24 protein-coding genes are annotated in these 23145 nt (G+C 61.6%); 9 read left to right on the forward strand and 15 right to left on the reverse strand.

From position 1 onward, the window contains the following. Positions 1-91: 91 nt before the first annotated feature. Both ubiB and ubiE read right to left on the reverse strand, forming a co-directional pair. Complete coding sequence (ubiB, locus tag RWK44_RS16215; protein ID WP_222060452.1) at positions 92-1666, reverse strand: 2-polyprenylphenol 6-hydroxylase; 1575 nt, start codon at positions 1664-1666, stop codon at positions 92-94. Between the two features lie 62 nt (positions 1667-1728). Beyond that, complete coding sequence (ubiE, locus tag RWK44_RS16220) at positions 1729-2505, reverse strand: bifunctional demethylmenaquinone methyltransferase/2-methoxy-6-polyprenyl-1,4-benzoquinol methylase UbiE (RefSeq protein ID WP_168283944.1); 777 nt, start codon at positions 2503-2505, stop codon at positions 1729-1731. A gap of 149 nt (positions 2506-2654) precedes the next feature. Here ubiE and mutM point away from each other — a divergent pair, with 149 nt between their 5' ends. The 5 genes from mutM to RWK44_RS16245 all read left to right on the forward strand — a co-directional run bounded on the left by mutM (position 2655) and on the right by RWK44_RS16245 (position 8474). Then, entirely contained in the window at positions 2655-3560 is a 906-nt protein-coding gene (mutM, locus tag RWK44_RS16225; RefSeq protein WP_131662952.1) for a bifunctional DNA-formamidopyrimidine glycosylase/DNA-(apurinic or apyrimidinic site) lyase, read from the forward strand. Positions 3561-3599: 39 nt separating this feature from the next. Further along, on the forward strand, positions 3600-4373 hold the full coding sequence (locus RWK44_RS16230) for an enoyl-CoA hydratase (RefSeq protein ID WP_168283942.1): 774 nt from the start codon (positions 3600-3602) through the stop codon (positions 4371-4373). A gap of 192 nt (positions 4374-4565) precedes the next feature. Then, on the forward strand, positions 4566-4844 hold the full coding sequence (gene rpsT, locus RWK44_RS16235; protein WP_003544819.1) for a 30S ribosomal protein S20: 279 nt from the start codon (positions 4566-4568) through the stop codon (positions 4842-4844). A gap of 859 nt (positions 4845-5703) precedes the next feature. Then, positions 5704-7254: a chromosomal replication initiator protein DnaA gene (dnaA, locus tag RWK44_RS16240; RefSeq protein WP_131662954.1), complete on the forward strand. Its 1551-nt coding sequence runs from the start codon at positions 5704-5706 to the stop codon at positions 7252-7254. Between the two features lie 137 nt (positions 7255-7391). Next, on the forward strand, positions 7392-8474 hold the full coding sequence (locus tag RWK44_RS16245; protein WP_064648416.1) for a saccharopine dehydrogenase family protein: 1083 nt from the start codon (positions 7392-7394) through the stop codon (positions 8472-8474). Positions 8475-8539: 65 nt separating this feature from the next. On the opposite strand, the gene hemW is transcribed toward RWK44_RS16245, so the two are convergent. The 4 genes from hemW to rph are packed head-to-tail and all read right to left on the reverse strand — an operon-like array spanning position 8540 to position 11538. Further along, positions 8540-9742 (reverse strand): radical SAM family heme chaperone HemW, encoded by a 1203-nt coding sequence (hemW, locus tag RWK44_RS16250; RefSeq protein WP_131662955.1) that lies wholly within the window; start codon positions 9740-9742, stop codon positions 8540-8542. 9 nt (positions 9743-9751) lie between these two features. Beyond that, positions 9752-10396 (reverse strand): RdgB/HAM1 family non-canonical purine NTP pyrophosphatase, encoded by a 645-nt coding sequence (gene rdgB, locus RWK44_RS16255; protein WP_131662956.1) that lies wholly within the window; start codon positions 10394-10396, stop codon positions 9752-9754. Then, positions 10397-10822 carry a VOC family protein gene (locus RWK44_RS16260; RefSeq protein ID WP_131662957.1) on the reverse strand — a complete coding sequence of 142 codons (426 nt, stop codon included), beginning with the start codon at positions 10820-10822 and terminating at the stop codon, positions 10397-10399. After that, the gene (gene rph, locus RWK44_RS16265) at positions 10819-11538 is read right to left on the reverse strand and encodes a ribonuclease PH (RefSeq protein WP_017958689.1); all 720 of its coding nucleotides are present in this window, start codon (positions 11536-11538) and stop codon (positions 10819-10821) included. The genes RWK44_RS16260 and rph overlap by 4 nt, the downstream gene beginning before the upstream one ends. Positions 11539-11666: 128 nt before the next feature. Here rph and hrcA point away from each other — a divergent pair, with 128 nt between their 5' ends. Continuing rightward, a complete protein-coding gene (gene hrcA / locus RWK44_RS16270; RefSeq protein ID WP_012755759.1) occupies positions 11667-12755 on the forward strand; it encodes a heat-inducible transcriptional repressor HrcA in 1089 nt (362 codons plus the stop codon). A gap of 110 nt (positions 12756-12865) precedes the next feature. Beyond that, positions 12866-13498 (forward strand): nucleotide exchange factor GrpE, encoded by a 633-nt coding sequence (grpE, locus tag RWK44_RS16275; RefSeq protein WP_131662958.1) that lies wholly within the window; start codon positions 12866-12868, stop codon positions 13496-13498. A gap of 41 nt (positions 13499-13539) precedes the next feature. Here the strand turns inward: grpE and RWK44_RS16280 are convergent, their stop codons facing one another. Continuing rightward, positions 13540-14484 (reverse strand): nucleoside hydrolase, encoded by a 945-nt coding sequence (locus RWK44_RS16280; RefSeq protein ID WP_131662959.1) that lies wholly within the window; start codon positions 14482-14484, stop codon positions 13540-13542. Between the two features lie 279 nt (positions 14485-14763). Between RWK44_RS16280 and RWK44_RS16285 the strand changes: the two genes are divergently transcribed. Continuing rightward, positions 14764-15189, forward strand: a complete 426-nt coding sequence (locus tag RWK44_RS16285; RefSeq protein WP_131662960.1) for an Hsp20 family protein — start codon at positions 14764-14766, stop codon at positions 15187-15189. 46 nt (positions 15190-15235) lie between these two features. Then, complete coding sequence (locus RWK44_RS16290) at positions 15236-15493, forward strand: DUF1150 family protein (protein WP_003544838.1); 258 nt, start codon at positions 15236-15238, stop codon at positions 15491-15493. 54 nt (positions 15494-15547) lie between these two features. On the opposite strand, the gene RWK44_RS16295 is transcribed toward RWK44_RS16290, so the two are convergent. The 8 genes from RWK44_RS16295 to RWK44_RS16330 all read right to left on the reverse strand — a co-directional run bounded on the left by RWK44_RS16295 (position 15548) and on the right by RWK44_RS16330 (position 23138). Further along, complete coding sequence (locus RWK44_RS16295) at positions 15548-15814, reverse strand: DUF2277 domain-containing protein (RefSeq protein ID WP_017958692.1); 267 nt, start codon at positions 15812-15814, stop codon at positions 15548-15550. A 234-nt stretch (positions 15815-16048) separates the two neighbouring features. After that, positions 16049-16750 (reverse strand): tRNA (guanine(46)-N(7))-methyltransferase TrmB, encoded by a 702-nt coding sequence (gene trmB / locus RWK44_RS16300; protein WP_131662961.1) that lies wholly within the window; start codon positions 16748-16750, stop codon positions 16049-16051. Continuing rightward, positions 16747-18000, reverse strand: a complete 1254-nt coding sequence (metK, locus tag RWK44_RS16305; RefSeq protein ID WP_025392891.1) for a methionine adenosyltransferase — start codon at positions 17998-18000, stop codon at positions 16747-16749. Before metK ends, trmB begins: the two co-directional genes overlap by 4 nt. Before the next feature lie 177 nt (positions 18001-18177). Next, entirely contained in the window at positions 18178-18594 is a 417-nt protein-coding gene (locus tag RWK44_RS16310) for a helix-turn-helix domain-containing protein (RefSeq protein ID WP_020048186.1), read from the reverse strand. Between the two features lie 152 nt (positions 18595-18746). Further along, positions 18747-20351: an apolipoprotein N-acyltransferase gene (lnt, locus tag RWK44_RS16315; RefSeq protein WP_131662962.1), complete on the reverse strand. Its 1605-nt coding sequence runs from the start codon at positions 20349-20351 to the stop codon at positions 18747-18749. 80 nt (positions 20352-20431) lie between these two features. Further along, the gene (locus tag RWK44_RS16320; protein ID WP_131662963.1) at positions 20432-21577 is read right to left on the reverse strand and encodes a hemolysin family protein; all 1146 of its coding nucleotides are present in this window, start codon (positions 21575-21577) and stop codon (positions 20432-20434) included. Continuing rightward, entirely contained in the window at positions 21574-22089 is a 516-nt protein-coding gene (gene ybeY / locus RWK44_RS16325) for an rRNA maturation RNase YbeY (RefSeq protein ID WP_131662964.1), read from the reverse strand. The genes RWK44_RS16320 and ybeY overlap by 4 nt, the downstream gene beginning before the upstream one ends. Next, positions 22089-23138: a PhoH family protein gene (locus RWK44_RS16330; protein WP_026264828.1), complete on the reverse strand. Its 1050-nt coding sequence runs from the start codon at positions 23136-23138 to the stop codon at positions 22089-22091. The genes ybeY and RWK44_RS16330 overlap by 1 nt, the downstream gene beginning before the upstream one ends. Positions 23139-23145: the final 7 nt, after the last annotated feature.

The following is a 23145-nucleotide window of genomic DNA, read 5'->3' on the forward strand; positions in this document are numbered from 1 at the left end:
TTCGGCATCATGCTCGGAACGCGAGACTAAGCGAGCCATCCGTCACATGGGATATCCCAAATGCCGAACACAGCATGTTTTTGGCAGGCGGTCAGCTCAGCATCCAGGCAATGTAGAGAAGCGTCAAGGCGATGACCCATAAGGCGATTTTGGCCGAGCGGTTGTGCCGCGCTTCGGCCTTGCCGATCGCTTCCGCCGTCTCAGCGTCGAAACGTAAGCCGTGCTCGCTCATATGCAGCAGCTGGTGGTGGAATTTTTCGGTTTTTGCCGCGATTTCCGGCACGGCTTCGGCGAGCTTGACCGCCGCCTTCAGCCCGTCCTTGAGATCGGTGGCGATCCGTTTCGGTCCGAGATTGGTGCGGATCCAGTCGCCGACGACAGGCTCGGAGGCCTTCCACATGTTGAAGCGCGGATTGAGCATGCGCGACACGCCCTCGACCACGACCATGGTCTTCTGCAGCATCACCAGTTCCGGTCGCGTCGCCATGTCGAAGAGTTCGGTCACTTCGAACAGCAGCGTCAGCAGCTTGCCCATCGAAATCGTCTCGGCCGGCTGTCCATGGATCGGCTCGCCGATTGCCCGGATCGCCTGGGCGAAGCTCTCGACATTGTGGTGGCCCGGCACATAGCCGGCCTCGAAATGCACCTCGGCAACCCGGATATAGTCGCGGGTGATGAAGCCATAGAGGATTTCGGCGAGGAACCGCCGCTCCTTCTTGCCCAGCCGCCCGACGATGCCCATGTCGACGGCGACGATCATGCCGCCCGCATCGACGAAGAGATTGCCCGGATGCATGTCGGCATGGAAGAAGCCGTCGCGCAGCGTGTGGCGCAGGAACGACTGGATCAGCGTATCGGCAAGCAGGTTGAGGTCGTGGCCCGCCGCGCGCAGGCCCTCGACATCGGACATCCGCGTGCCGTCGATCCACTCCATGGTGATGACGTCGCGCCCGGTGCGCTCCCAGTCGACCTTCGGCACGCGGAAGCCGGGATCCCGTTCGGTATTCTCGGCGATCTCGGAAAGAGCCGCCGCCTCCAGGCGAAGATCCATCTCCACCTTCGTCGTCTGCTCCAGCGTCTTCGTCACCTCGACCGGCCGCAGCCGCCGGCTGGACGGCAGGAAACGCTCCTGCATATGGGCAACGAGATACATCGCCTCGATGTCATGGGCAAAGCGCTGGCGCACGCCGGGCCGCACGATCTTGACGGCGACCTTCTTCCGGCCCTCGGCACTCTCGACCTCGGCCGGATGCACCTGCGCGATCGAGGCGGCAGCGATCGGATCGCCGAAGCTCGCATAAAGTTCGCCGATCGGCCGCCCCAGCGAGCCTTCGATATTGGCCTTGGCCGCCGCCGAGGGAAAGAAGGCCATCCGGTCCTGAAGCTGCGACAGGTCGTTGGCGAATTCGACGCCGACGACATCCGGCCGCGTTGCCAGGAACTGCCCGATCTTCACATAGGAGGGACCGAGCCGCTCGACAGCCTGGGCCAACCGGTCGCTGCGCTTCTGATGCCGCGCCTTGCTTCGCTCGAAAATCGTGACGAAGGATTTGGCGAGCGCGACCGGCGGCGGCAGCCCTTCGGAAGGAAGGGCTGACACGACACCCTCACGCACGAGCACCCAACCGACGCGCCAAAGGCGGAAATATGCGCCGAAAGTACTCATGTTCTGTTTGATTCTCGCGCGACGCTATTCGAAAACCGCTCTACACTTTTCGGCGTCATGCGTCAGAGCTTCCAGCCGGAATGGAGTGCGGCAATGCCGCCGGTATAATTGGTAAAGGTGACGCGCGAAAAGCCGGCCTGGCGGATCATTGCCGCGAAATTCTCCTGGTTCGGGAACTTGCGGATCGATTCCACCAGATATTGGTAGGGTTCGGCATCGCCGGTGATCGCCTTGCCGAACTGCGGAATGGCATTGAACGACCAGGCATCGTAGATCTTGTCGAGAATCGGCATATCGACTTCGGAAAATTCCAGCACCAGCAGCCGCCCGCCGCGCTTCAAGACGCGATGGGCCTCAGACAGCGCCGCATCGATCCTCGGCACGTTGCGGATGCCGAAGGCGATCGTATAGGCGTCGAAGCTGCCTGCCTCGAAAGGCAGTTTCTCGGCATTCGCCTCGACAAAGGTGAGATTGCCGGAAAGCTTCTTCTTTTCGGCCCGCTCGGCGCCGACGCCGAGCATCGAACCGTTGATGTCAAGCACCGTGGCATGCGCCTCTCTGCCTGACGCCTCGACGATGCGGAAGGCGATGTCGCCGGTGCCGCCGGCCACGTCGAGCACCTTGTAGCCCGGCTCCTTGCGCGGGTTCAGCGCCGAAATCATCGCGTCCTTCCAGGCGCGGTGCATGCCCATCGACATGACGTCGTTCATGATGTCGTAGCGCTTGGCGACCTTGTGGAACACCTGGTTGACCAGGCCCTGCTTCTGCCCATCAGGCACCTCGCGGAAGCCGTAGGAGGTCTCCATACCGCCATCGGCGGAAGTGCGGCTTTCTGACATCAGACTGCTCCGTTCCTGAAGATTCGGGCGCGACGGCCATAGCGAAAGACCGCGCGCGACGTTATCTAAGGGCCGCGTGTTCCGCGGCACACTGGCGCTATAGCGCACATCGTCGTCGGTTGAAACACGTTAGAGATAGATGGGTTAAGATGCCGGAATTGCCAGAAGTCGAAACGGTGAAACGCGGTCTGACGCCGGCGATGGAGGGCACGCGCGTCACCAGGCTGGAGCTGCGCCGCGGCGATCTGCGCTTTCCCTTTCCCGACGCTTTCGCAGACAGGGTTTCCGGCCGCACCATCGTCGGTCTTGGCCGCCGCGCCAAATATCTGCTGGTCGATCTCGACGACGGCAACACGCTGATTTCGCATCTCGGCATGTCCGGTTCCTTCCGCATCGAGGAGGGCCGCATCGAGGAGGGCGCCGCCTCCGGCATGCCCGGCGAATTCCACCGTGCCCGCTCGAAGGACGAGAAGCACGATCACGTCGTCTTCCATCTACAAGCGGCCAGCGGCCCACGCCGCGTCGTCTATAACGATCCGCGCCGTTTCGGCTTTATGGATATGGCGGGACGCGCCGATCTCGCCGCCCATCCCTTCTTCCGCGATCTCGGCCCGGAGCCGACGGGAAACGAGCTCAGCGCCGCCTATCTGGCCGAACGCTTTCGGGACAAGGCGCAGCCGCTGAAGAGTGCGCTGCTTGACCAGAAGAACATTGCCGGTCTCGGCAATATATATGTGTGCGAGGCGCTGTGGCGCTCGCATCTTTCGCCGATCCGCGCCGCCGGTACGCTGGTGACGGCGACTGGCCGGCCGAAGGCGCAGCTCGACCTGCTCGTCGCCTCGATCCGCGACGTCATCGCCGATGCGATCGCCGCCGGCGGATCATCGCTGCGCGACCACATCCAGACCGACGGATCGCTCGGCTATTTCCAGCATTCCTTCTCCGCTTATGATCGCGGAAGTCAGGCTTGCCGCACGCCCGGCTGCGGCGGTACGGTCGCCCGCATCGTCCAGGCGGGTCGCTCCACCTTCTATTGCGCCACCTGCCAGAAATAAGCCTGCCAGAAGTTAAGAGTGAGAAACCGGGAGAACAGCATGGCGTATGAAACCCTGATCGTCGAAACCCGAGGCAATGTCGGCCTCGTCACGCTGAACCGCCCGCAGGCGCTGAACGCGCTGAACTCCACCGTCCTGAAGGAACTGAAAGAAGCCTATGCCGCCTTCCACGCCGACGAGGCGGTCGGGGCGATCGTGCTGACCGGTTCCGAGCGCGCCTTTGCTGCCGGCGCCGATATCAAGGAGATGCAGTCGCTCCAGTTCGCCGATATCTATAAGAGTGATTTCATCAGCGGCTGGGATGAGGTCGCCAAGGCACGCAAGCCGGTGATCGCTGCCGTCAACGGTTTTGCGCTCGGCGGCGGCTGCGAGCTCGCCATGATGTGCGATTTCATCATCGCCTCGGAGACGGCGAAGTTCGGCCAGCCGGAAATCACCCTCGGCGTCATTCCCGGCATGGGCGGCTCGCAGCGGCTGACGCGCGCCGTCGGCAAGGCGAAGGCGATGGATCTTATTCTCACCGGCCGCATGATGGATGCGGTCGAGGCAGAACGATCGGGACTCGTTTCGCGTGTGGTGGCGCCCGAGCGTCTGCTCGACGAGGCGCTGGCGGCCGCCGAAAAGATCGCTTCACTGTCGCGCCCCTCGGTGATGATGGCCAAGGAGGCTGTCAACCGCGCATTCGAGACGACGCTGGAGGAGGGATTGCGTTTCGAGCGCCGCCTGTTCCACAGCCTCTTTGCCACGGACGACCAGAAAGAAGGCATGGCGGCCTTCGTCGAGAAGCGCAAACCGGCTTTTACGCACCGTTGAATGCTTTTAGGCGCTTGCTGGTGGCAAAGCTTGAAAATCCGCGTTGACGTGGGCCGGCTTTAGAGTTATATGCCCGCCCACGGTTCGGAAAGCCGGTTTGGTTTTCCGCGATTGCTCCCGTATTGCTGGATTTTGTGGCCGCAGGGCCCGCGGTAATGGCGGAGTTTGTTCGAATTCTTGAGAGAGGCATCCATGGCCAATACAACTTCGGCGAAAAAAGCGACCCGCAAGATCGCCCGCCGTACCGACGTCAATAAGGCTCGTCGCTCGCGCGTTCGTACTTTCGTTCGCCAGGTCGAAGAGGCCATCGCATCCGGTGACGCCGCCAAGGCGAAGGAAGCTTTCCTGGCGGCTCAGCCCGAGCTTGCCCGCGCCGCCAGCAAGGGTGTGCTGCATTCGAATACGGCATCACGCAAGGTCTCGCGTCTGGCCGCTCGTGTGAAGGCTCTTTCGGTCACCACGACCGCGTAATCTTCCGTTAAGGACTTCTTCTTTATGATTAGCCCGGTAATTTTACCGGGCTTTTTCAATTCAACCGATCAGCCCCTGCATGGTTAATCTCGCGACTGTTTCGTGTCAGCGCCATGACAGGAAAAAGTGTTAGAAAACAATGGCTTGCGCAAGGATGCTTTTGCGCTGCGCGACTCTGCCCCAAGCTTCCCGAACTACAGGGGAGTCAAGAGGATTTTATTTTTTTTCTTTCAATGCGTGTCAAAATAGCCCGAACGGGGGAATCTCTTTGATTCAACTGCGATTCTTTTTTGACGTTAGTGTGACGCCCGAAAAGGGCAGGCGGAGTCAATGGCCGCTTGTTAATTTTGCCTAAAATTCATCGTTGATATTGCCGTTTGATCCTGCCTAAATGGCTTCCAACAGAGGGCGCGGACATCACCTGCAGAGGCTCGGTTTTAACTGCCACGTCGGCAGGGCGATGAGTTTGTGCCTTTTGTTACGGAGCCCTGCGCTTCCGTTTTTTCAAGCACTCGACGGATTTGAGCCGTAACGTGGCTGTTACGGAGCGGGGATGTTTTGTGTCTTTAGTGGCCACACGTTTAAGGCGAGGCCGCCGGAGAAGGTAAAGCAATATTGCGTTCGGGCTGGTCGGCCGAAAACGAGGTTCGACCGCCAGCCTGACACGGAAAACCGATGAAGGTTGCCGCATGAATGCGGCCCCTGCAACGGAGTTCTGCGTCGGTCCCGTTGAGGGGCCAGTGTTTTTGAGTGAACCGGCAGGCGAGCGGCTCATGAGGATCCGTCAGCCCGCCAAAGCGGGGATTGATCGGGCGGCTGTTTTAGCGGATGCCGCCCGGTGGAATTGAAAGGCGGCATTATGCAGATGAATACGATGACGACGGGCGGGCTCGACAATGGGGATGCGGCACCGCAGACGTTCGGATCCATTCGCCTCGAAGTGGGCGAAGCAAAGGCGGAAATGAAGCAGAGCATTTTGTTTGAGCGCGTCAGCGCGCGCTTGAAGGCCCAGGTCGGTCCTGACGTCTATGCCAGCTGGTTTGCCAGGCTGAAGCTGCATTCGGTATCGAAGAGCGTCGTTCGCCTTTCGGTTCCCACGACCTTCCTGAAGTCGTGGATCAACAATCGTTATCTCGATCTCATCACCGGTCTGTTCCAGGCCGAAGATCCGGAAATTCTGAAAATCGAAGTCCTGGTGCGCACGGCAACGCGCCACGGCACGAAGGCACTCGATGAGGCGGTCGCGCCGGAACCAGCCGCCCCCGCGCAGATGCGCCGCCCGACAAGCGCGCAGCCGGCCGGTCAGGCCGTCCAGCAGGCGGTTTCGGCTGTTGCCGCCGCAAGGCCCGCAAGCTTTGGCTCGCCGCTCTTCGGTTCGCCACTTGACTCCCGCTTTACCTTCGACACCTTCGTCGAAGGCAGCTCCAACCGGGTAGCACTTGCGGCTGCAAAGACGATCGCGGAAGCCGGTCAGGGCGCCGTGCGCTTCAACCCGCTCTTCATCCATTCGACCGTCGGTCTCGGCAAGACCCACCTGCTGCAGGCGGTCGCCAATGCGGCGGTGCAGAACCCGCGGGCTCTGCGCGTAGTCTATCTGACTGCCGAATATTTCATGTGGCGCTTCGCCACCGCGATCCGCGACAATGATGCGCTGACGCTGAAGGATTCGCTGCGCAACATCGATCTCCTGATTATCGACGACATGCAGTTCCTGCAGGGCAAGATGATCCAGCATGAATTCTGCCATCTCCTGAACATGCTGCTCGACAGCGCCAAGCAGGTCGTTGTTGCTGCCGACCGTGCGCCCTGGGAGCTGGAGTCGCTCGATCCCCGCGTTCGCTCGCGCCTGCAGGGCGGTGTGGCGATCGAATTCGACGCGCCGGATTACGAGATGCGTCTCGAAATCCTCAAGCGTCGCCTTGCTGTCGCCCGGCTCGAAGATCCGTCGCTCGAAATTCCGGCCGAACTGCTCCAGCACGTCGCCCGAAACGTCACGGCCAGCGGCCGCGAACTCGAAGGCGCTTTCAACCAGTTGGTCTTCCGCCGCTCCTTCGAGCCGAACCTGTCGATTGAACGCGTCGACGAGCTGCTCGCCCATCTGGTCGGCTCCGGCGAGCCCCGCCGTGTGCGCATCGAGGATATCCAGCGCATCGTCGCAAGGCACTACAACGTCTCGCGCCAGGAACTGGTGTCGAACCGCCGCACCCGCGTCATCGTCAAACCGCGCCAAATCGCCATGTATCTGTCGAAGACGCTGACGCCGCGCTCCTTCCCGGAGATCGGCCGCCGGTTCGGCGGGCGCGATCACACGACCGTTTTGCATGCCGTGCGCAAGATCGAGGAGCTGATTTCGGGAGACACCAAGCTTTCGCATGAAGTCGAGCTTCTGAAGCGCCTGATCAACGAATAATCGCCTAGTTTTTCCGAAAAATCCACGGCCGGAAGTGATTCCGGCTGTTTTCCTTTATAAGTTTTTTATTCTATACCTCCCGCGCATGACGTGCATGTCAAAGACTGAAGCGCCAAAACGGCGCGTGGGAGGAATGAATGAGTTTCGAAAAGATCGCCGTTCTCGGCCTGGGCAAGGTCGGACGGCTGGCGGCGACGCTGTTGCATGAAGGCGGCTTCGAGGTCATCGGGGTCGACGCGCAGTTGCCGCTGAGCGACGTCCCCTTCAAGTGCCGCACCGGCGATATCTCCGATCCGCAAGTGATCGGCGAACTGCTCTCGAATGTCGAGGCGGTGCTCTCCTGCCTGCCCTATCATTTGAACATTGAGCTGGCGCGTGCCGCCCATCTTGCCGGTATTCATTATTTCGATCTGACCGAAGACGTTCCCACAACCAATTTCATTATCGAGCTGTCGAAGACGGCGCGCGGCCTGATGGCGCCGCAATGCGGCCTGGCGCCCGGTTTCGTCGGCATCGTCGGCGCAAGCCTGGCCGATGGCTTCGATCGCTGCCGGTCGATCCGCATGCGCGTCGGCGCTCTGCCGCAGCATCCGACCGGACTGCTCGGCTACGCCTTCAACTGGTCGCCTGAGGGCGTCGTCAACGAATATCTGAACGACTGTGAGGTCATCGAGGGCGGTGTGCGCAAGCTCGTCTCGCCGATGGAATGGCATGAGACCGTCTATGTCGGCGGCGTCAAGCTCGAAGCCTTCACGACGTCCGGCGGCCTTGGCACCATGTGCGACACCATGCTCGGCAAGATCGACAATCTCGATTACAAGACCATGCGGTATCCCGGCCATATGGAGCTGATGAACTTCTTCTTCCACGAGCTGTTGATGCGCGACAAGCGCAAGCTCGCCGGCGAGATCCTGACCAATGCCAAGCCGCCGGTTGAAGACGATGTCGTCTATGTCCATGTCGCCGCCGAGGGCACCGAGAATGGCGGCCTGCGCCGCAAGGAATTCGTGCGCGCCTATTACCCGATCGAGATTGCCGGGGCGCGCCGCACGGCGATCGCCTGGACGACGTCAGCCTCCGTCGTCGCTGTCATCGAGATGGTCCGCGACGGCCTGTTGCCGGCGACCGGCTTCCTGCACCAGGAGCATATTCCGCTGGAGATGTTTTTGAAGACACCGACCGGCAGCCTCTTCAAGGCCGGTGCCACCAGCCACGGCTGAGACTGCCTTCCGGCACGGCGGCAACATCGATGCCGTCGCGCTGCAAATCCATTCGTCTTATGATATCAGCAGGCGAGATCGGCGACGACGGAATCGAGAATCAGCATGCCTGAGGGCGTGCAGCGCAGGCGTGAATTGCCGATCCGCTCGATGAATTTGTGTTCGAGCAGGAATTCCTCGCGTTTCGGGTCGAGGTCGCGGCCGGAAAGCTGCTGCCAGCGGGCCAGATCGACGCCTTCTCTCAGCCGCAGCCCCATCAGCAGCAGCTCGTCGGACTGTTCCTCGAAGCCGAGCCGCTCCTCGTCGAGAATGCCGTGCCCGTCGCGCTCGACCATGTCGAGCCAGGTTTCCGGCTTGCGCTCGGTCGCCGTTGCGAGCTTCTCGGTGCCACGCGTCAGCCGGCCGTGGGCGCCTGGGCCGATGCCGGCATAATCGCCGTAGCGCCAGTAGGTCAGGTTGTGCCGGCTTTCGGCCCCAGGCCGGGCATGATTGGAAACCTCATAGGCCGGCATGCCCTCGCGCGCGGTGATCTCCTGCGTCGCCTCGTAGAGCACTGCCGATTGCTCGCCGTCCGGTACGATCAGCTTGCCGGCCTTGTGCAGGCCGTAGAAGGGCGTGCCCTCCTCAATGGTCAGCTGATAGAGCGAAAGATGGTCGACCGCATAGGAGATCGCCTCCTTCAGCTCCTTTTCCCACTCCTCGACCGTCTGCTCCGGCCGGGCATAGATCAGATCGAAGGACATGCGCGGAAAGATGTCGCGCGCCAGCCTTATCGCCTTCAGCGCGTCGGCGACATCATGCAGCCGGCCGAGGAATTTCAGATCCCGGTCGTTCAGCGCCTGCACGCCGAGCGAGACGCGATTGACGCCGGCTGCCCGGTAGCCGCGGAAGCGTTCGGCCTCGACGCTCGAAGGGTTGGCCTCCATGGTGATCTCGATGCCATCAGGCACATGCCAGTGCCGCGCTATGCCGTCGAGAATGGCGGAGACCGTTTCCGGCTTCATCAGCGAGGGTGTGCCGCCCCCCAGGAAGATGCTCGTCACCGTCTTCGGGCCGCTGATCGCCCGGACTGCCGCCATCTCCTTCAGGAAGGCCGCTGTAAAGCGCTCCTGATCCACCGGCTGGTGGCGCACATGGCTGTTGAAGTCGCAATAGGGACACTTCGCCGCGCAGAAGGGCCAATGCACATAGACGCCGAAGCCCGGCTCGCCGGTATCGGGCAGCAGGGCCGCATCGCGCGAGGTGCTTGGCGTGTCGAAATTGTCCACGGACTGACCTTATGCCTCCAGGCAGGTTTCGACAAAGAGTTTGAAGGCGCGGGCCCGGTGCGACAGCGCTTGCGGCTTACCGATGTTCCAGCCGTGTTTTTCCTCGCCGCTCATTTCGCCGAAGGTGATGTCGTAGCCCTCGGGCTGGAAGACCGGATCGTAGCCGAAGCCCTGCGTGCCGCGCGGCGGCCAGACGACGCTGCCTTCCACCTCGCCGCGAAACAGCTCCGTATGCCCGTCCGGCCAGGCAAGGCAGAGCACGCTGATGAAACGCGCCCTGCGCAGTTCCGGCTTTGTCGCGCCGGCATCCTGCAGCGCCTTTTCCACCTTGGTCATCGCCATGTCGAAATCGCGCGTGCCGTCTGATGTCTCCGCCCAATTGGCGGTGTAGACACCGGGATCGCCGCCGAGTGCGTCGACCACCAGCCCGGAATCGTCCGACAGCGCCGGCATGCCGGCGGCATTGGCCGAGGCGATTGCCTTGATCGTCGCATTCTCCTCGAAGCTCGTGCCCGTCTCATCCGGTTCGACGAAATTCAGCTCGGCGGCCGATTTGGCGGTGAAGCCGAGCGGCCCGATCAATTCCTGGATCTCGCGAATCTTGCCCGCATTGTGGCTGGCGACGACGATGGTCTTCGTTTCAAGCTTGCGCATTCAGATGTCCTGTTCGATGCCCCAGATTTTAGCCTCCGCGCATTCCAGGCTGTTGCCGGCAGGATCGCGGAAATAGATCGAGCGGCCGCCGTTCGGCCAGCGCACTTCGGATTCGATCGCCACGCCCGCCGCCGTCAGCCGTTCGGCCATGGCATCGATATTGCGGCCGGACACCCGGAAACAGGCATGGCCCTGGCCGCTCGTGCCGTGCGGCGGTACCTGCAGTGCTTCAGGCGCCGGCGGCTTCACCGTTTCTTCGGGATTGAAGATCAACAGAACGCCAGGCCCGCAGCGGAAGAAGACGTGCCGGTTGGCGGCGCGGGCGATCTTTTCAAGCCCGAGAACGTCTTCGTAAAACGTCTCGGCCTTATCGAGATCCCGCGCATAGAGCGCCGTTTCCAACATGCCTTCCAGCATGGGGTTCATCCTTCGACGGCTTGCTTCTGCAGCGCCACGAGTTCGCCGATGCCGTTTCTGGCAAGCTGCATCAGCGAGGTGAATTCGCCTTCGCTGAACGGCGTGCCTTCGGCCGTGCCCTGGATCTCGACAATCCCGCCGGTGCCGGTCATGACGAAGTTCGCATCGGTCTCGGCCGAGGAATCCTCGATGTAGTCGAGATCGATCACCGGCTGGCTGGCGAAGATGCCGCAGGAGATGGCGGCGACATGATCCTTCAGGACCCGGTCGACCTTGATCATGTTGCGGCTTTCCATCCATTTCAGGCAGTCGTAAAGCGCGATCCAGCCGCCGGTGATCGACGCTGTCCGCGTGCCGCCATCGGCCTGGATGACATCGCAATCGAGCGTGATCTGCCGTTCGCCGAGCGCCTGCAGGTCGACGACGGCGCGCAGCGACCGGCCGATCAGCCGCTGGATTTCCTGGGTGCGGCCGCCCTGCTTGCCGGCGGCGGCCTCGCGCTTCATGCGTTCGCCGGTCGCCCGCGGCAGCATGCCGTATTCGGCCGTGACCCAGCCCTTGCCGGTATTGCGCAGCCATGGCGGCGTCTTTTCTTCGAGGCTCGCCGTGCAGAGCACATGCGTATCGCCGAACTTCACCAGGCAGGAGCCTTCCGCATGCTTGGAAAAATTGCGCTCGAACGAGACCTTGCGCATCTGGTCGATCTTTCTGCCTGAAGGCCGCATTCTTATCTCCTGGGGTTTATTTGACCGCTTCTACGATTGGCGGCGCTCATTTGCAAATTCCCTTTTGCCACGGGTGTTAGTTTGACTATATTTTCGGGAAGTATCATCAGCACGGGTTCGAAAGCTTCATGGGCATCAGGTCGACGTCGGTTTCGGATGCCGTAGCTGCGCTGGACGAGCGCTCCAGGGAAATTTTTCGTCGCATCGTCGAAGGTTATCTGGAAAGCGGCGAGCCGCTCGGTTCGCGCAACCTGTCCCGTATCCTGCCGATGTCGCTGTCCCCGGCCTCGGTGCGCAACGTGATGAGCGATCTCGAAGAGCTCGGCCTGATCTATTCGCCGCATGTCAGCGCCGGCCGGCTGCCGACCCAGATCGGCCTGCGCTTCTTCGTCGATGCCTTCATGCAGGTCGGCGACCTCTCCGCCGAGGAGCGCGCCAGCATCGACCGCCAGGTGCGTGCCGAAAGCGGCGGCAATCCCGTCGAATCGATGATGAACGAGGCAAGCCGCATGTTATCCGGAATTTCGCGCGGCGCCGGCCTCGTCATCACCTCGAAAAGCGATCCGGTGCTGAAACATGTCGAGTTCATCCGGCTCGAACCGACAAAGGCGCTGGCCGTGCTCGTCGGCGATCACGATCAGGTGGAAAACCGCATCATCGAACTGCCGGCGGGCGTCACCTCCTCGCAGCTGACGGAAGCGGCGAATTTTCTCAATGCCCATATGTCCGGCCAGACCCTACCGGAGCTCCGCAAACAATTAAGCCGGCTGAAAGACGACGTCCGTCACGAACTCGATGCCCTGTCGCGCGATCTGGTCGAGCGCGGCATCGCTGTCTGGGCCGGCAGCCCGGACGAGGGGAAGCCGACGCAGCTGATCATCCGCGGCCGCGCCAACCTGCTCGAAGGCCTTGCCGGCGCCGAGGATCTCGACCGGCTGCGCCTGCTGTTCGACGATCTCGAGAAGAAGGACAGCCTGATCGAGATCCTCAATCTCGCCGAAAGCGGTTCGGGCGTGCGCATCTTCATCGGTTCGGAAAACAAGCTCTTCTCGCTGTCCGGCTCGTCGCTCATCGTCGCGCCGTATCGTGACGACGACGATCGTATCGTCGGTGCCGTCGGCGTTATCGGCCCGACGCGGCTCAATTATTCCCGCATCGTGCCGATGGTGGACTACACAGCCCAGCTCGTCTCCCGCCTTTCGCGCAATCAGCTTTGACGCGCAGCAATCAGTCACGCGGAATTTTCGCTTCTTTGTCACGCAGACTTGATTTTTTTCGGTCAAACCTCGATATCGGGCGCATCTGAAGACACCAACCGGAGACCGTCATGACCGATGACACGACGAAAAACGGACCTGACGCAACTGCGGCCGATGCCGCAGCCGACGCTGCCGCCTACGTCGAGAACGAAACTGCGCAGCAAGAGCCCGCCCAGCCGGACCCGATCGAGCTTCTGAAAGCCGAAAACGGCGAGCTGCGCGACCGCTATCTGCGCCTTGCTGCCGAGATGGACAATCTGCGCCGCCGCACCGAGCGCGAGGTGAAGGATGCCAAGTCCTATTCCGTCGCGGGTTTCGCGCGCGACATGCTCGCCGTCTCGGACAATCTACGCCGCGCGCTTGACGCCATCTCTCCGGAAACCAAGGCTACTGCCGATGCCGGCCTGAGCACGCTGATCGAGGGTGTCGAGATGACCGAGCGTGCCATGCTGTCGGCTCTGGAACGCCACGGCGTTCGCAAGCTGGAGCCGGTTGGCCAGAAGTTCGATCCGAATTTCCATCAGGCGATGTTCGAGGTGCCGAACCCGGACGTGCCGAACAACACCGTCGTCCAGGTCGTGCAGGCAGGCTTCACCATCGGCGAGCGCGTGCTGCGCCCGGCCATGGTCGGTGTCGCCAAGGGCGGCCCGAAGCCGGCCGAAACCGAAACCAACTCTGTCTTCGACGAAAAAGACGCCTGAGATCGTTTCCTTCCTCCTCGCGAGGAAGGGAAACCGAAGCTTTAGATGCGGGCGAAGCGTTCGATCAGCAGATCGAAGAAGCCGTCCGCATCGACATGGCGCATGACCCTGGCGTTGCGCTTGCGCTCGGTCACATGCCACCAGTCGACGACGGTCATGCCGACCGTGAGTTCGGATTGGACCTCGATCTCGACATTGCAGTCCCGGCCCTTGAAAAGCTCCGGCTTCAGCAGGTAGGCGACGACGGTCGGGTCGTGCAGCGGCCCGCCGTCGGAACCGTATTTCTCGATGTCGAAGCGTTCGAAGAATTCCAGCATCTCGACCATGGCCTTTGCCGGCGCCGTGCCGATCTCGGCCATGCGCTTCACCCGGTCCTTGCGGGTCAGCAATTGATGCGTCACGTCAAGCGGCATCATCACGATCGGAACGCCTGAGCGGAAGACGATATCGGCCGCCTCTGGGTCGACATAGATGTTGAATTCGGCCGCCGGCGTGATGTTGCCGCCCTCGAAGAAGCCGCCGCCCATCATCACCAGTTCGCGGATGCGGGGGGCGATATCAGGCGCTTTCTGGAAGGCCATGCCGATATTGGTGAGCGGCCCGAGCGTGCACAGCGTCACCGTACCTTCCGGCTCGCGGCGCAGCGTCTCGATGATGAAGTCGACGGCATGGCCAGGCTGCAGCGCCATCGTTGGTTCGTTCAGTTCCGGACCGTCAAGGCCGGTCTTGCCATGCACATGTTCGGCGGTCACCAGCTTGCGGGCGATCGGCGCGTCGGCGCCGGCGAAAACCTCGGTCTCCGTCCGGCCGCAGAGTTCGCAGACGATGCGCGCATTGCGGCTGGTGAACGAAAGCGGCACGTTGCCGGCGACCGTCGTGATCCCCAGCACCTCCAGCTCGTCGGGGCTGCCGAAGGCCAGCATGATGGCGGCCGCGTCGTCCTGGCCTGGATCCGTGTCGATGATGATCTTTCTTGCGCTTGCCATTCCGATCGTTCCATCCTCGCACTGCGGGTTATCGGAGTATGCACCGATTTCTTCACGTCCCGTCACAAATCAGTACAATCCGCGCGGCATGTTTTGATGCGAGGCAGCAGGCGCTTTGTCAAGGAAGGAGCCTGACGCCATCACTTTAAAATCGAGAGGTGACGCCGGCACGTCGCGGCCCATGCCTTGCGGCGCCGGTATTCTGTCCCCATATTAGCGGCATCCGGATGCTGCACTTGAGGTCCGGGATGGTCGCTTGCATCAAGGACTTGAAAAGAGATGAGCCGCATTACTCCTTTCGCCAGCCCGCTGCTTCTGGGCTTCGATGCCATGGAAAAGACGCTGGAGCGCATTTCCAAGGCGAGTGACGGATATCCGCCTTATAATATCGAACGCATCGGCGCCGACAGCGGCGCGCCGGAACGTCTGCGCATCACCCTTGCCGTGGCCGGCTTCAGCGAGGAGGAACTCGACGTCTCCATTGAGGAGAACCAGCTTCTGATCCGCGGCCGCCAGGTCGAACAGGGTGAGCGGGACTATCTCTATCGCGGTATCGCCGCCCGGCAGTTCCAGCGTACTTTCGTTCTTGCCGACGGCATGCAGGTGCTGGGTGCGGCCCTGAAGAACGGTCTGCTCTCCGTCGATCTAATTCGTCCGGAACCCGCGCGCATGGTCAAGAAAATTAACATTTCGGTCTCAGAGTAGCACAACGGTTGTTGAACCGTTGGTCCCTTCTCCCGGAGGAACAGGAATGTTGATGAAAGAAGCCACGTCTCACTTGACCAAATCCGAGCTTGCCCACATCGGCAACGGCGAGGTCGCCTATATCAGAAAAATGCGGACCGATGAGGTCGCCAAGTGCTTTCCCGAGGCGCCGGATATCGATCCGAACGTCGATCTCTGGGCACTCTTCGGCGCCGACGGCACGCCGATCCTTTTGACGGACAACCGCTCCAGCACCTTTTTCAAGGCTGCCGAGGACGAATTGAAGACGGTCAGCCTGCACTGACCGTCAAGGCCATTTGAGCCTTGATTGAGATCTCCTGTGCGTGACAGGGTTTCCTTAAGCGAACCGGACCGCCGTTCTCGCGCGCGCCTTTGCCGCTACCTCTTCGCGATCACGAGGAGGTTGAGACGTTTCCAGCGAATCGAGCAGCTCGCGGGCACATGCCGCGATGGAATTGACCGCGTGCTCGAATGCGACCTCATTGCGCTTCGACGGTTTAGTCGTTCCGCTCACCTTGCGCACGAACTGGAGTGCGGCATCGTGGATCTCGTCGTCCGTCGCTGGCGGATCGAAATTGAACAGGGGTTTTATATTTCGGCACATGACTTGCTCCCGGTCATTGTCTCTCTTCCATTGAGAGGAGGGTGGCCAGCACAGAAAATAGCCGCGTGAGCGCTAATGGCAACCGGTCCGACGGCGGAACTCTACGCGTCGCAAGGCAGGGCGCAACTCCTTCAGTTCGGTTTTTTGTCGCTGTCGGGAACCATCAGATCAGCGTCCTACGCGATTGCTCACGTGAGGAACATCATGGGCGCGTTTGCCGACTTGCCGACTGCCTCAGATCTTCCTGAACGTCAGATAGGCCGAAGACCGGCCCTCGCGGCGCGCCTTTGCCTCGTAACGCGTGCTCGGCCAGCCCTCATAGGGCGTCAGCCAATCGGCTGCATTGTCGGCTATCCAGTCGAAACCGCCATGGTTGCGGCACTTGATCAGCGTCCAGTTTACATAGGTATCGATGTCGGAGGCGAAGCAGAACAGGCCGCCGGGTTTCAGCACGCGATGAAAACGGTCGAGATTGGTTTTCGAGACGAAACGCCGCTTCCAGTGCTTCCGCTTCGGCCAGGGATCGGGATAGAGCAGGTCGATCTGATCGAGTGCGCCGTCCGGCAGCCAGTCGAGCAGTTGCGTCGCGTCGTCATTATAGACGCGGATATTGGAGGCACCCGTCTCACCGATGCGCGACAGCAGCTTCTGCATGGAATTGACGAAGGGTTCGACGCCGATGAATCCGGTCGAAGGCGTCTCCAGCGCGCGGTGGATCAGGTGCTCGCCGCCGCCGAAACCGATTTCCAGCCGTAATTTTTCGACCGGAACCGGGAAGAGGGAAGTCAGCGGCTCCGGCGGAGCCGCTGTTAGATTGATCAGGAATGCCGGCAGGAGACTGTTCAGCGTCTCGGCCTGCTGTTCGCGCAGGGCCTTACCCTTGCGGCGACCGAAGAAGGCTTCGGTCGCCCGCCCCCGGCGTTCCATATCCGTCATGCAGCGGCTTTGGTCTTAACGGATTCCTTGAGCGCCTTCACGAGGTCGGTGCGCTCCCAGGAGAACGAGCCGTCGCGGCCGGCCTTGCGGCCGAAATGGCCATAAGCCGACGTCTTGGCGTAGATCGGCTTGTTGAGGTCGAGATGACGGCGGATACCGGTCGGCGACAGGTCCATGTTCTGGCGGATCGCGGCTTCGACCTGATCCTCGCTGATGCCATTGCCGGTACCGTGCAGGTCGACATAGATCGACAGCGGCTGAGCAACACCGATGGCGTAAGAGAGCTGGATTGTGCAGCGGTCAGCAAGGCTGGCGGCAACGACGTTCTTGGCAAGATAGCGGGCGGCATAGGCGGCCGAACGGTCGACCTTCGTCGTGTCCTTGCCGGAGAATGCACCGCCGCCATGCGGAGCGGCACCGCCGTAGGTGTCGACGATGATCTTGCGGCCGGTGAGGCCCGCATCGCCGTCCGGTCCGCCGATGACGAACTTGCCGGTCGGGTTGATGTACCACTTGCAATCGTCGGCGATCTTCAGCTCGCCGAGCGCTTCGCGGATATAGGGCTCGACGACAGCGCGGACCTTCTTCGAATCCCAGCTCTCGTCGAGATGCTGGGTCGAAAGCACGATCGAGGTTGCTTCCGACGGCTTGCCGTCGACGTAGCGCACGGTCACCTGGCTCTTGGCGTCGGGGCCGAGCTTGGCGACTTCGCCGTCGCCCTTCTTGCGGGCAACTGCGAGCAGCTGCAGGATCTTGTGGGAATAATAGATCGGCGCCGGCATCAGGTCCGGCGTTTCGCGGCAGGCATAACCGAACATGATGCCCTGGTCGCCGGCGCCCTCGTCGCCCTGCTGGTCGGCGGCGCTGTCGACGCCCTGCGCGATATCCGCCGACTGCGAGTGCAGGAGCACGTCGATCTTTGCCGTCTTCCAGTGGAAGCCGTCCTGCTCGTAGCCGATATCCTTGATGGCGCGGCGGGCGGCAGCCTTGAACTTCGAAGGATTGATGACGTCCTTGCCATCCTTGTCCTTCTTCATCAGGCTCGGCGGCAGGCGGACCTCGCCGGCGATGACAACACGGTTGGTCGTCGCCAGCGTCTCGCAGGCAATGCGCACGCCCCACGGATTGACGCCGGTCTTGGCCGCTTCGCGGTAGACCAGATCGACGATCTCGTCGGAGATGCGGTCACAGACCTTGTCCGGATGACCTTCGGCAACAGATTCGCTGGTAAAGAGATAATTTGCGCGCATTTCGGGATTCCCCTCAAAGAATAAAGCCAGCTAGTAGGTACTCAGTTCGAGGCCTGATGACAAGCGCAGAAGGACATAAATATATCTTTATATCTGCGGCAAAGTGACAAATTTTGCCCCAAAAACGCAAAAAAGGCGGCCTTTCGACCGCCTTTCGAATTCTGCGATGGTGGGTGGTCAGTCGGCGTCGGCTTCAGCGGCCAGGGCTTTCACCAACTCCACGACCTTGCGGCGAACCTTGGGATCGGAAATCTTGACGAAGGCGCGATTGAGCTGCAGTCCTTCCGAGGAGGAGAGGAAATCGACGACGTAATTCGAGCTGGAGGCTTCCATGCCGCCGCCGCCACTGGAATGTTCGCCGGGCGCGTCCTCGAAGAAAAACGACACCGGAACATTGAGGATGTTCGAGATATTCTGCAGGCGGCTTGCGCCGACGCGGTTGGTGCCCTTTTCGTATTTCTGGATCTGCTGGAAGGTAATGCCAAGGCTTTCGCCAAGCTTTTCCTGGCTCATGCCCAGCATCGTACGGCGGAGGCGAATACGGCTGCCAACATGGATGTCGATCGGGTTAGGCTTCTTCTTGTTTTCAATCATGGTCGTGCCCTAGCTAAGAATTTCAACCTGTTTCTAACCGGCATGCCCCTGATCCATCCCAAAACGCCACGTTGCAAGCGGTGAGGAACCCACCTTCAAACATACGTTAAGAACGCCGATTGACATCACTATGCAATTTTAGGGGTTTTTGGTCAATTCAACCCGGAAATAAAACCTCTGCGAGAAATTAGCGCAATCAAAATCAGCAGCGCCTCGGTCAACCAGAAGTAAGTTTGCCGGGGGAATGTCGTTCCGACTCCATCGCCGATGCTATCGAGCGTTGCATCGACGAAGCCGGTTTCTCCGAGATCGAGGCCCGCAATAATTTCCCCATGTGCATTCACCAGCGCTGAAATGCCGCTATTGGCGTCGCGAATCAGCGGCAGGCCGGTTTCAACAGCCCGTACCCGCGCCTGCTGGAAATGCTGGTGGGGGCCGGGCGTTACGCCGAACCAGGCATCATTGGTGATATTGAGGATCGCGTTGGCGTCTTTTATGTCACCGGTCATTTCGCCGGGAAAAATGATCTCGTAGCAGATCAGCGGATAGAGATTGAGCCCGCCGGGCAGCGCCAGCAGGTGCCGGCTTGCGGCGGCCGAAAAGCCGCCCGGTATCTCGACGACGTTCTGGATGCCGAATTCGGTGAGCACGTCCTCGAAGGGCAGATATTCGCCGAAGGGCACCAGATGCACCTTGTCGGAGGCGGCGATGATCTGGCCGCGGCCGTCGATCACGTAGATGGAATTATAGTAGCGCGGCGGCGTGCCTGGTCCCATCTCCTCGGCGCGAACGGCGCCGGCGATGAGGATCTGACTGTCGTCGAGCGTGTCGGCAATCCGCGTCAGCGCATCCTGGTTGTCGGTCAGGATGAAGGGGATCGACGTTTCCGGCCAGACGATGATATCGGGCTTGCGCCCGCCATTCTTCGGCGCTTCGGCCGACAGCTTCAGATGCGTCTCGAAGATGGCGGCGCGGTCGACGTCGTTATCCATTTTCGCTGTCTGATCGATCGCCGGCTGCACCAGCCGTACCACCGGCCGCTTGTCCTCAGGCAATGTGTCCGGCCGCGACGCGAGATGGAGAGCATAGGCGCCATAACCGAGATGGGCGGCAAAGAAGAGGACGGCGAGCGCGATACCCGGTCGCGCGCCCTGCCGCGTCCCGGCAAGGGCAGGCGCAGAAAAGACGAAGACGGCAAGGGCCGTTACGCCCATCGCCCCGATCACATGCGCCGACTGCATCATCAGCGGAACCGGCATGATGCCGTAGCCGATGGCGTTCCAGGGAAAGCCGGTGAGGACGAAGCTTCGAAGCCATTCCATCAGCCCGAAGCCAGCCGCAAGCGCGGCGATCCGCCCCATGCCATCAGACCAGACGATGCGGGCAAGGGCGGCCGCCAGGCCGTAGAAGATCGCAAGACAGGCAGGCAGCCCGAGGATTGCCAGCGGCAGCGCCCAGGCGAATTCTTCCTGATCGATCAGCAGCGCATGGCCGAGCCACCAGAGGCCGGCGACGAAATAGCCGAAGCCGAACAGCCAGCCGGTGGCAAACGCCGGCCACAGTCTGCCGATCAGACCGCTTTCAGGCGAAGCCGCCGCCCCGTCGATCAGCCAGACGAGCAGCGTGAAGGAAACGAACATCGCCGCGAAAAAGCCGATGGGCGGCAGCGCCAGAACCGCGAATGCCCCGGCGGCGATAGCCAGCAGCGACCGTTTGAAACCCCAGACGAGGATAACCCTGTCCGCAAGCCGCTCCATGCGCACTCCCATCAAACCGCGAATCAACCCGTTCGCAGTCTTTCAAAAAAGCGGCTCTTTGTCCCGTCAGTTGGGTCCTGTCAGTTGGCGGTCGATTTCGCCGGCCGGTCGTCGCCGGCCTCGGCGCCGGGAGGGATGTCGCCGTCCGTCTTGGCGCGGCGGCGAACCGCGTGGCGCTTGCGGGTGATGCGCAGTCGCTTGATGCGGCGCGGATCGGCGTCGAGGATGTGGAATTCGAAGCCTGGCAGCGCCTGGACGACCTCGCCGCGCACCGGGATGCGGCCGAGTGCGGAGAAGATCAGGCCGCCCAGCGTATCGACCTCGTCGACCTGCTCGCTGATGTCGAAATCCGGCCCGATCGCTTGGGCGATCTCTTCCAGCTCGACGCGAGCGTCGGCGATGAACATGTCCTCGGCGACGCGCTTGAACATCACTTCTTCGTCGTCATGTTCGTCGTCGATGTCGCCGACCACCATTTCGACGATGTCTTCATGCGAGGCAAGCCCGTCGGTGCCGCCATATTCATCGATGACGAGCGCCATCTGCGTGCGGTTCACCTGCATCCGGCGCAACAGGTCTGACGCCAGCATTGACGGCGGCACGAACAGGATCTTGCGGATGATACCGGCCTCGGCCAGCGTCTTTTGCAGGTCGACGCGGGCGAGATCGAAATTCTGCTTGGCCGAACGCGTGGTCTTCTGGATGTTTTCGGGCGCAACCTCGATCGCCGGCACGACAGCGGCCGGTTTCGTCGGGCCTCGGCGCTTGTTGCGCGCCTGCTTGGCGACATAGGAGAGCAGGTCGCGGATATGCACCATGCCGCGCGGATCGTCGAGCGTATCGGCATAGACAGGCATGCGCGAGCGGCCGGATTCCTCGAAGAGGATCATCAGTTCGCCGATGGTGATGTTCTGGTCGACCGCCTCGATATCGGCGCGCGGCACCATCACGTCGGCGACGCGCACCTCGCGAAAACGCAGGATGTTGTTGAGCATCGCCCGTTCGTCGGGCGAAAAGGCGTCGTCGCCGGCCGCATCGGTCATCAGCGCGTCGGCGAGATCCTCGCGCAGTCGCGAGCCCTGTTGCGGGCGAAGGATGCGCGCGGCGCGCGACCAGAAGGATTGGGATCGGCCGGATGGCCGACTACTACTGCCTGCCTCGTCCGAAGAGGAGGATGACTCGGAGTCTTTGGCGTCTGCCGCCGGCTTCGTCGTAAAGTCGCTCATGGTTCCATTTTAAGGTCTTGACCCTCGTAGGGATCAGATAGGCCGAGCTGCGCCAAAATGCGAGTCTCCAGCCCCTCCATAATTTCGGCTTCGGCACTATTCATATGGTCGTAGCCGAGAAGATGCAAGAAACCGTGCACCAGAAGGTGGGTCAGGTGGTCGTCGAAACTCTTTTCGAGCTCGGCCGCTTCCCGCTCCAGCGTCTCCCGGGCGATGATGATGTCGCCGAGCATCGGACCGGGCATCTTGCCGGGCTGAACCGGAAAGGCCGGAAAGGAGAGCACGTTGGTCGCCTTGTCCTTGCCGCGCCATTCGGCGTTGATGTCCTGGATCGAGGCATCGTCGGTGAAAACAAGCGAAACCTCGGGCGGCATCGTCGGGAATGGCTGCTTCTCGCTGTCGCGTAAATAGACCGCGGTGGCACCGAGCACGCGTTCGCAAAACGACAGCAGCGTCTCCTCGCCGGGCCAGCCGATGTCCTCGACGCTGATCTGGATGTCGAGTTCGGCCATTAGTCCTGCCGGCTGACGTCTTCGGCGACGGCATAGGTGGAATCATAGGCCCTGACGATGCGCCCGACCAGCGGGTGGCGGACAACGTCGGTATCCGTGAAGCGCACGATCGAGATGCCCTCGACGCCGTTCAGAAGCTGCAGGGCCTCGACGAGGCCGGATTTGACGCCGCGCGGCAGATCGATCTGGCTCGGGTCGCCGGTGACGATCATGCGCGCATTTTCGCCGAGACGCGTCAGGAACATCTTCATCTGCATCGACGTGGTGTTCTGCGCTTCGTCGAGGATGATGGCGGCGTTGGCGAGCGTTCGGCCGCGCATGAAGGCGAGCGGCGCGATTTCGATAACGCCGGCGGTGATCGCCCGGTCGACCTTGTCGGCAGGGATCATGTCGTAGAGCGCATCATAGAGCGGGCGAAGATAGGGATCGACCTTTTCCTTCATATCCCCGGGCAGGAAGCCGAGGCGCTCGCCGGCCTCGACGGCCGGGCGCGACAGGATGATCTTTTCGACAGCGCCGCGCTCCAGCAGCTGGGCGGCATGGGCGACGGCGAGATAGGTCTTGCCGGTGCCCGCCGGGCCGACGCCGAAGACAAGCTCGGCGCGTTCCAGGGCCCTGATATAGGCGTCCTGCATCGGCGTGCGGGCGATGATCGTCTTCTTGCGGGTGGAAACCTGCGCCATCGTCAGCTTGGCCTTGCGCTCCATCGTCGGCAGGCTGAGCTGATCGTCGGCGGCGACCGCCATGCGGATTGCACCCTCGACGTCGGATCGTTCCACGCTGCCGCCTTTCTGAAGCTTTTCATAGAGATAGTCGAGTGTGCGCCGCGCCTGATTGGTGGTCACGACATCGCCGGTGATGACGACCGAATTGCCGCGTGCCCGCGCATCGATGTTCAGCCGTTGCTCGAGCAGCTTGAGGTTCTGGTCGAATTGACCAAAGAGCTCGCTGGCGAACCGGTTGTTCTCGAACGTCAGGACGAAGTGATTGGTATCGCTCGGCGTGCGGGGGTGGCGCGGTGAAGAAGAAACCAATTCTTGTCCGTTCAAGCGGTCA

The organism is Rhizobium sp. 25PS6, from assembly GCF_032464655.1.
GTDB lineage: Bacteria > Pseudomonadota > Alphaproteobacteria > Rhizobiales > Rhizobiaceae > Rhizobium > Rhizobium laguerreae.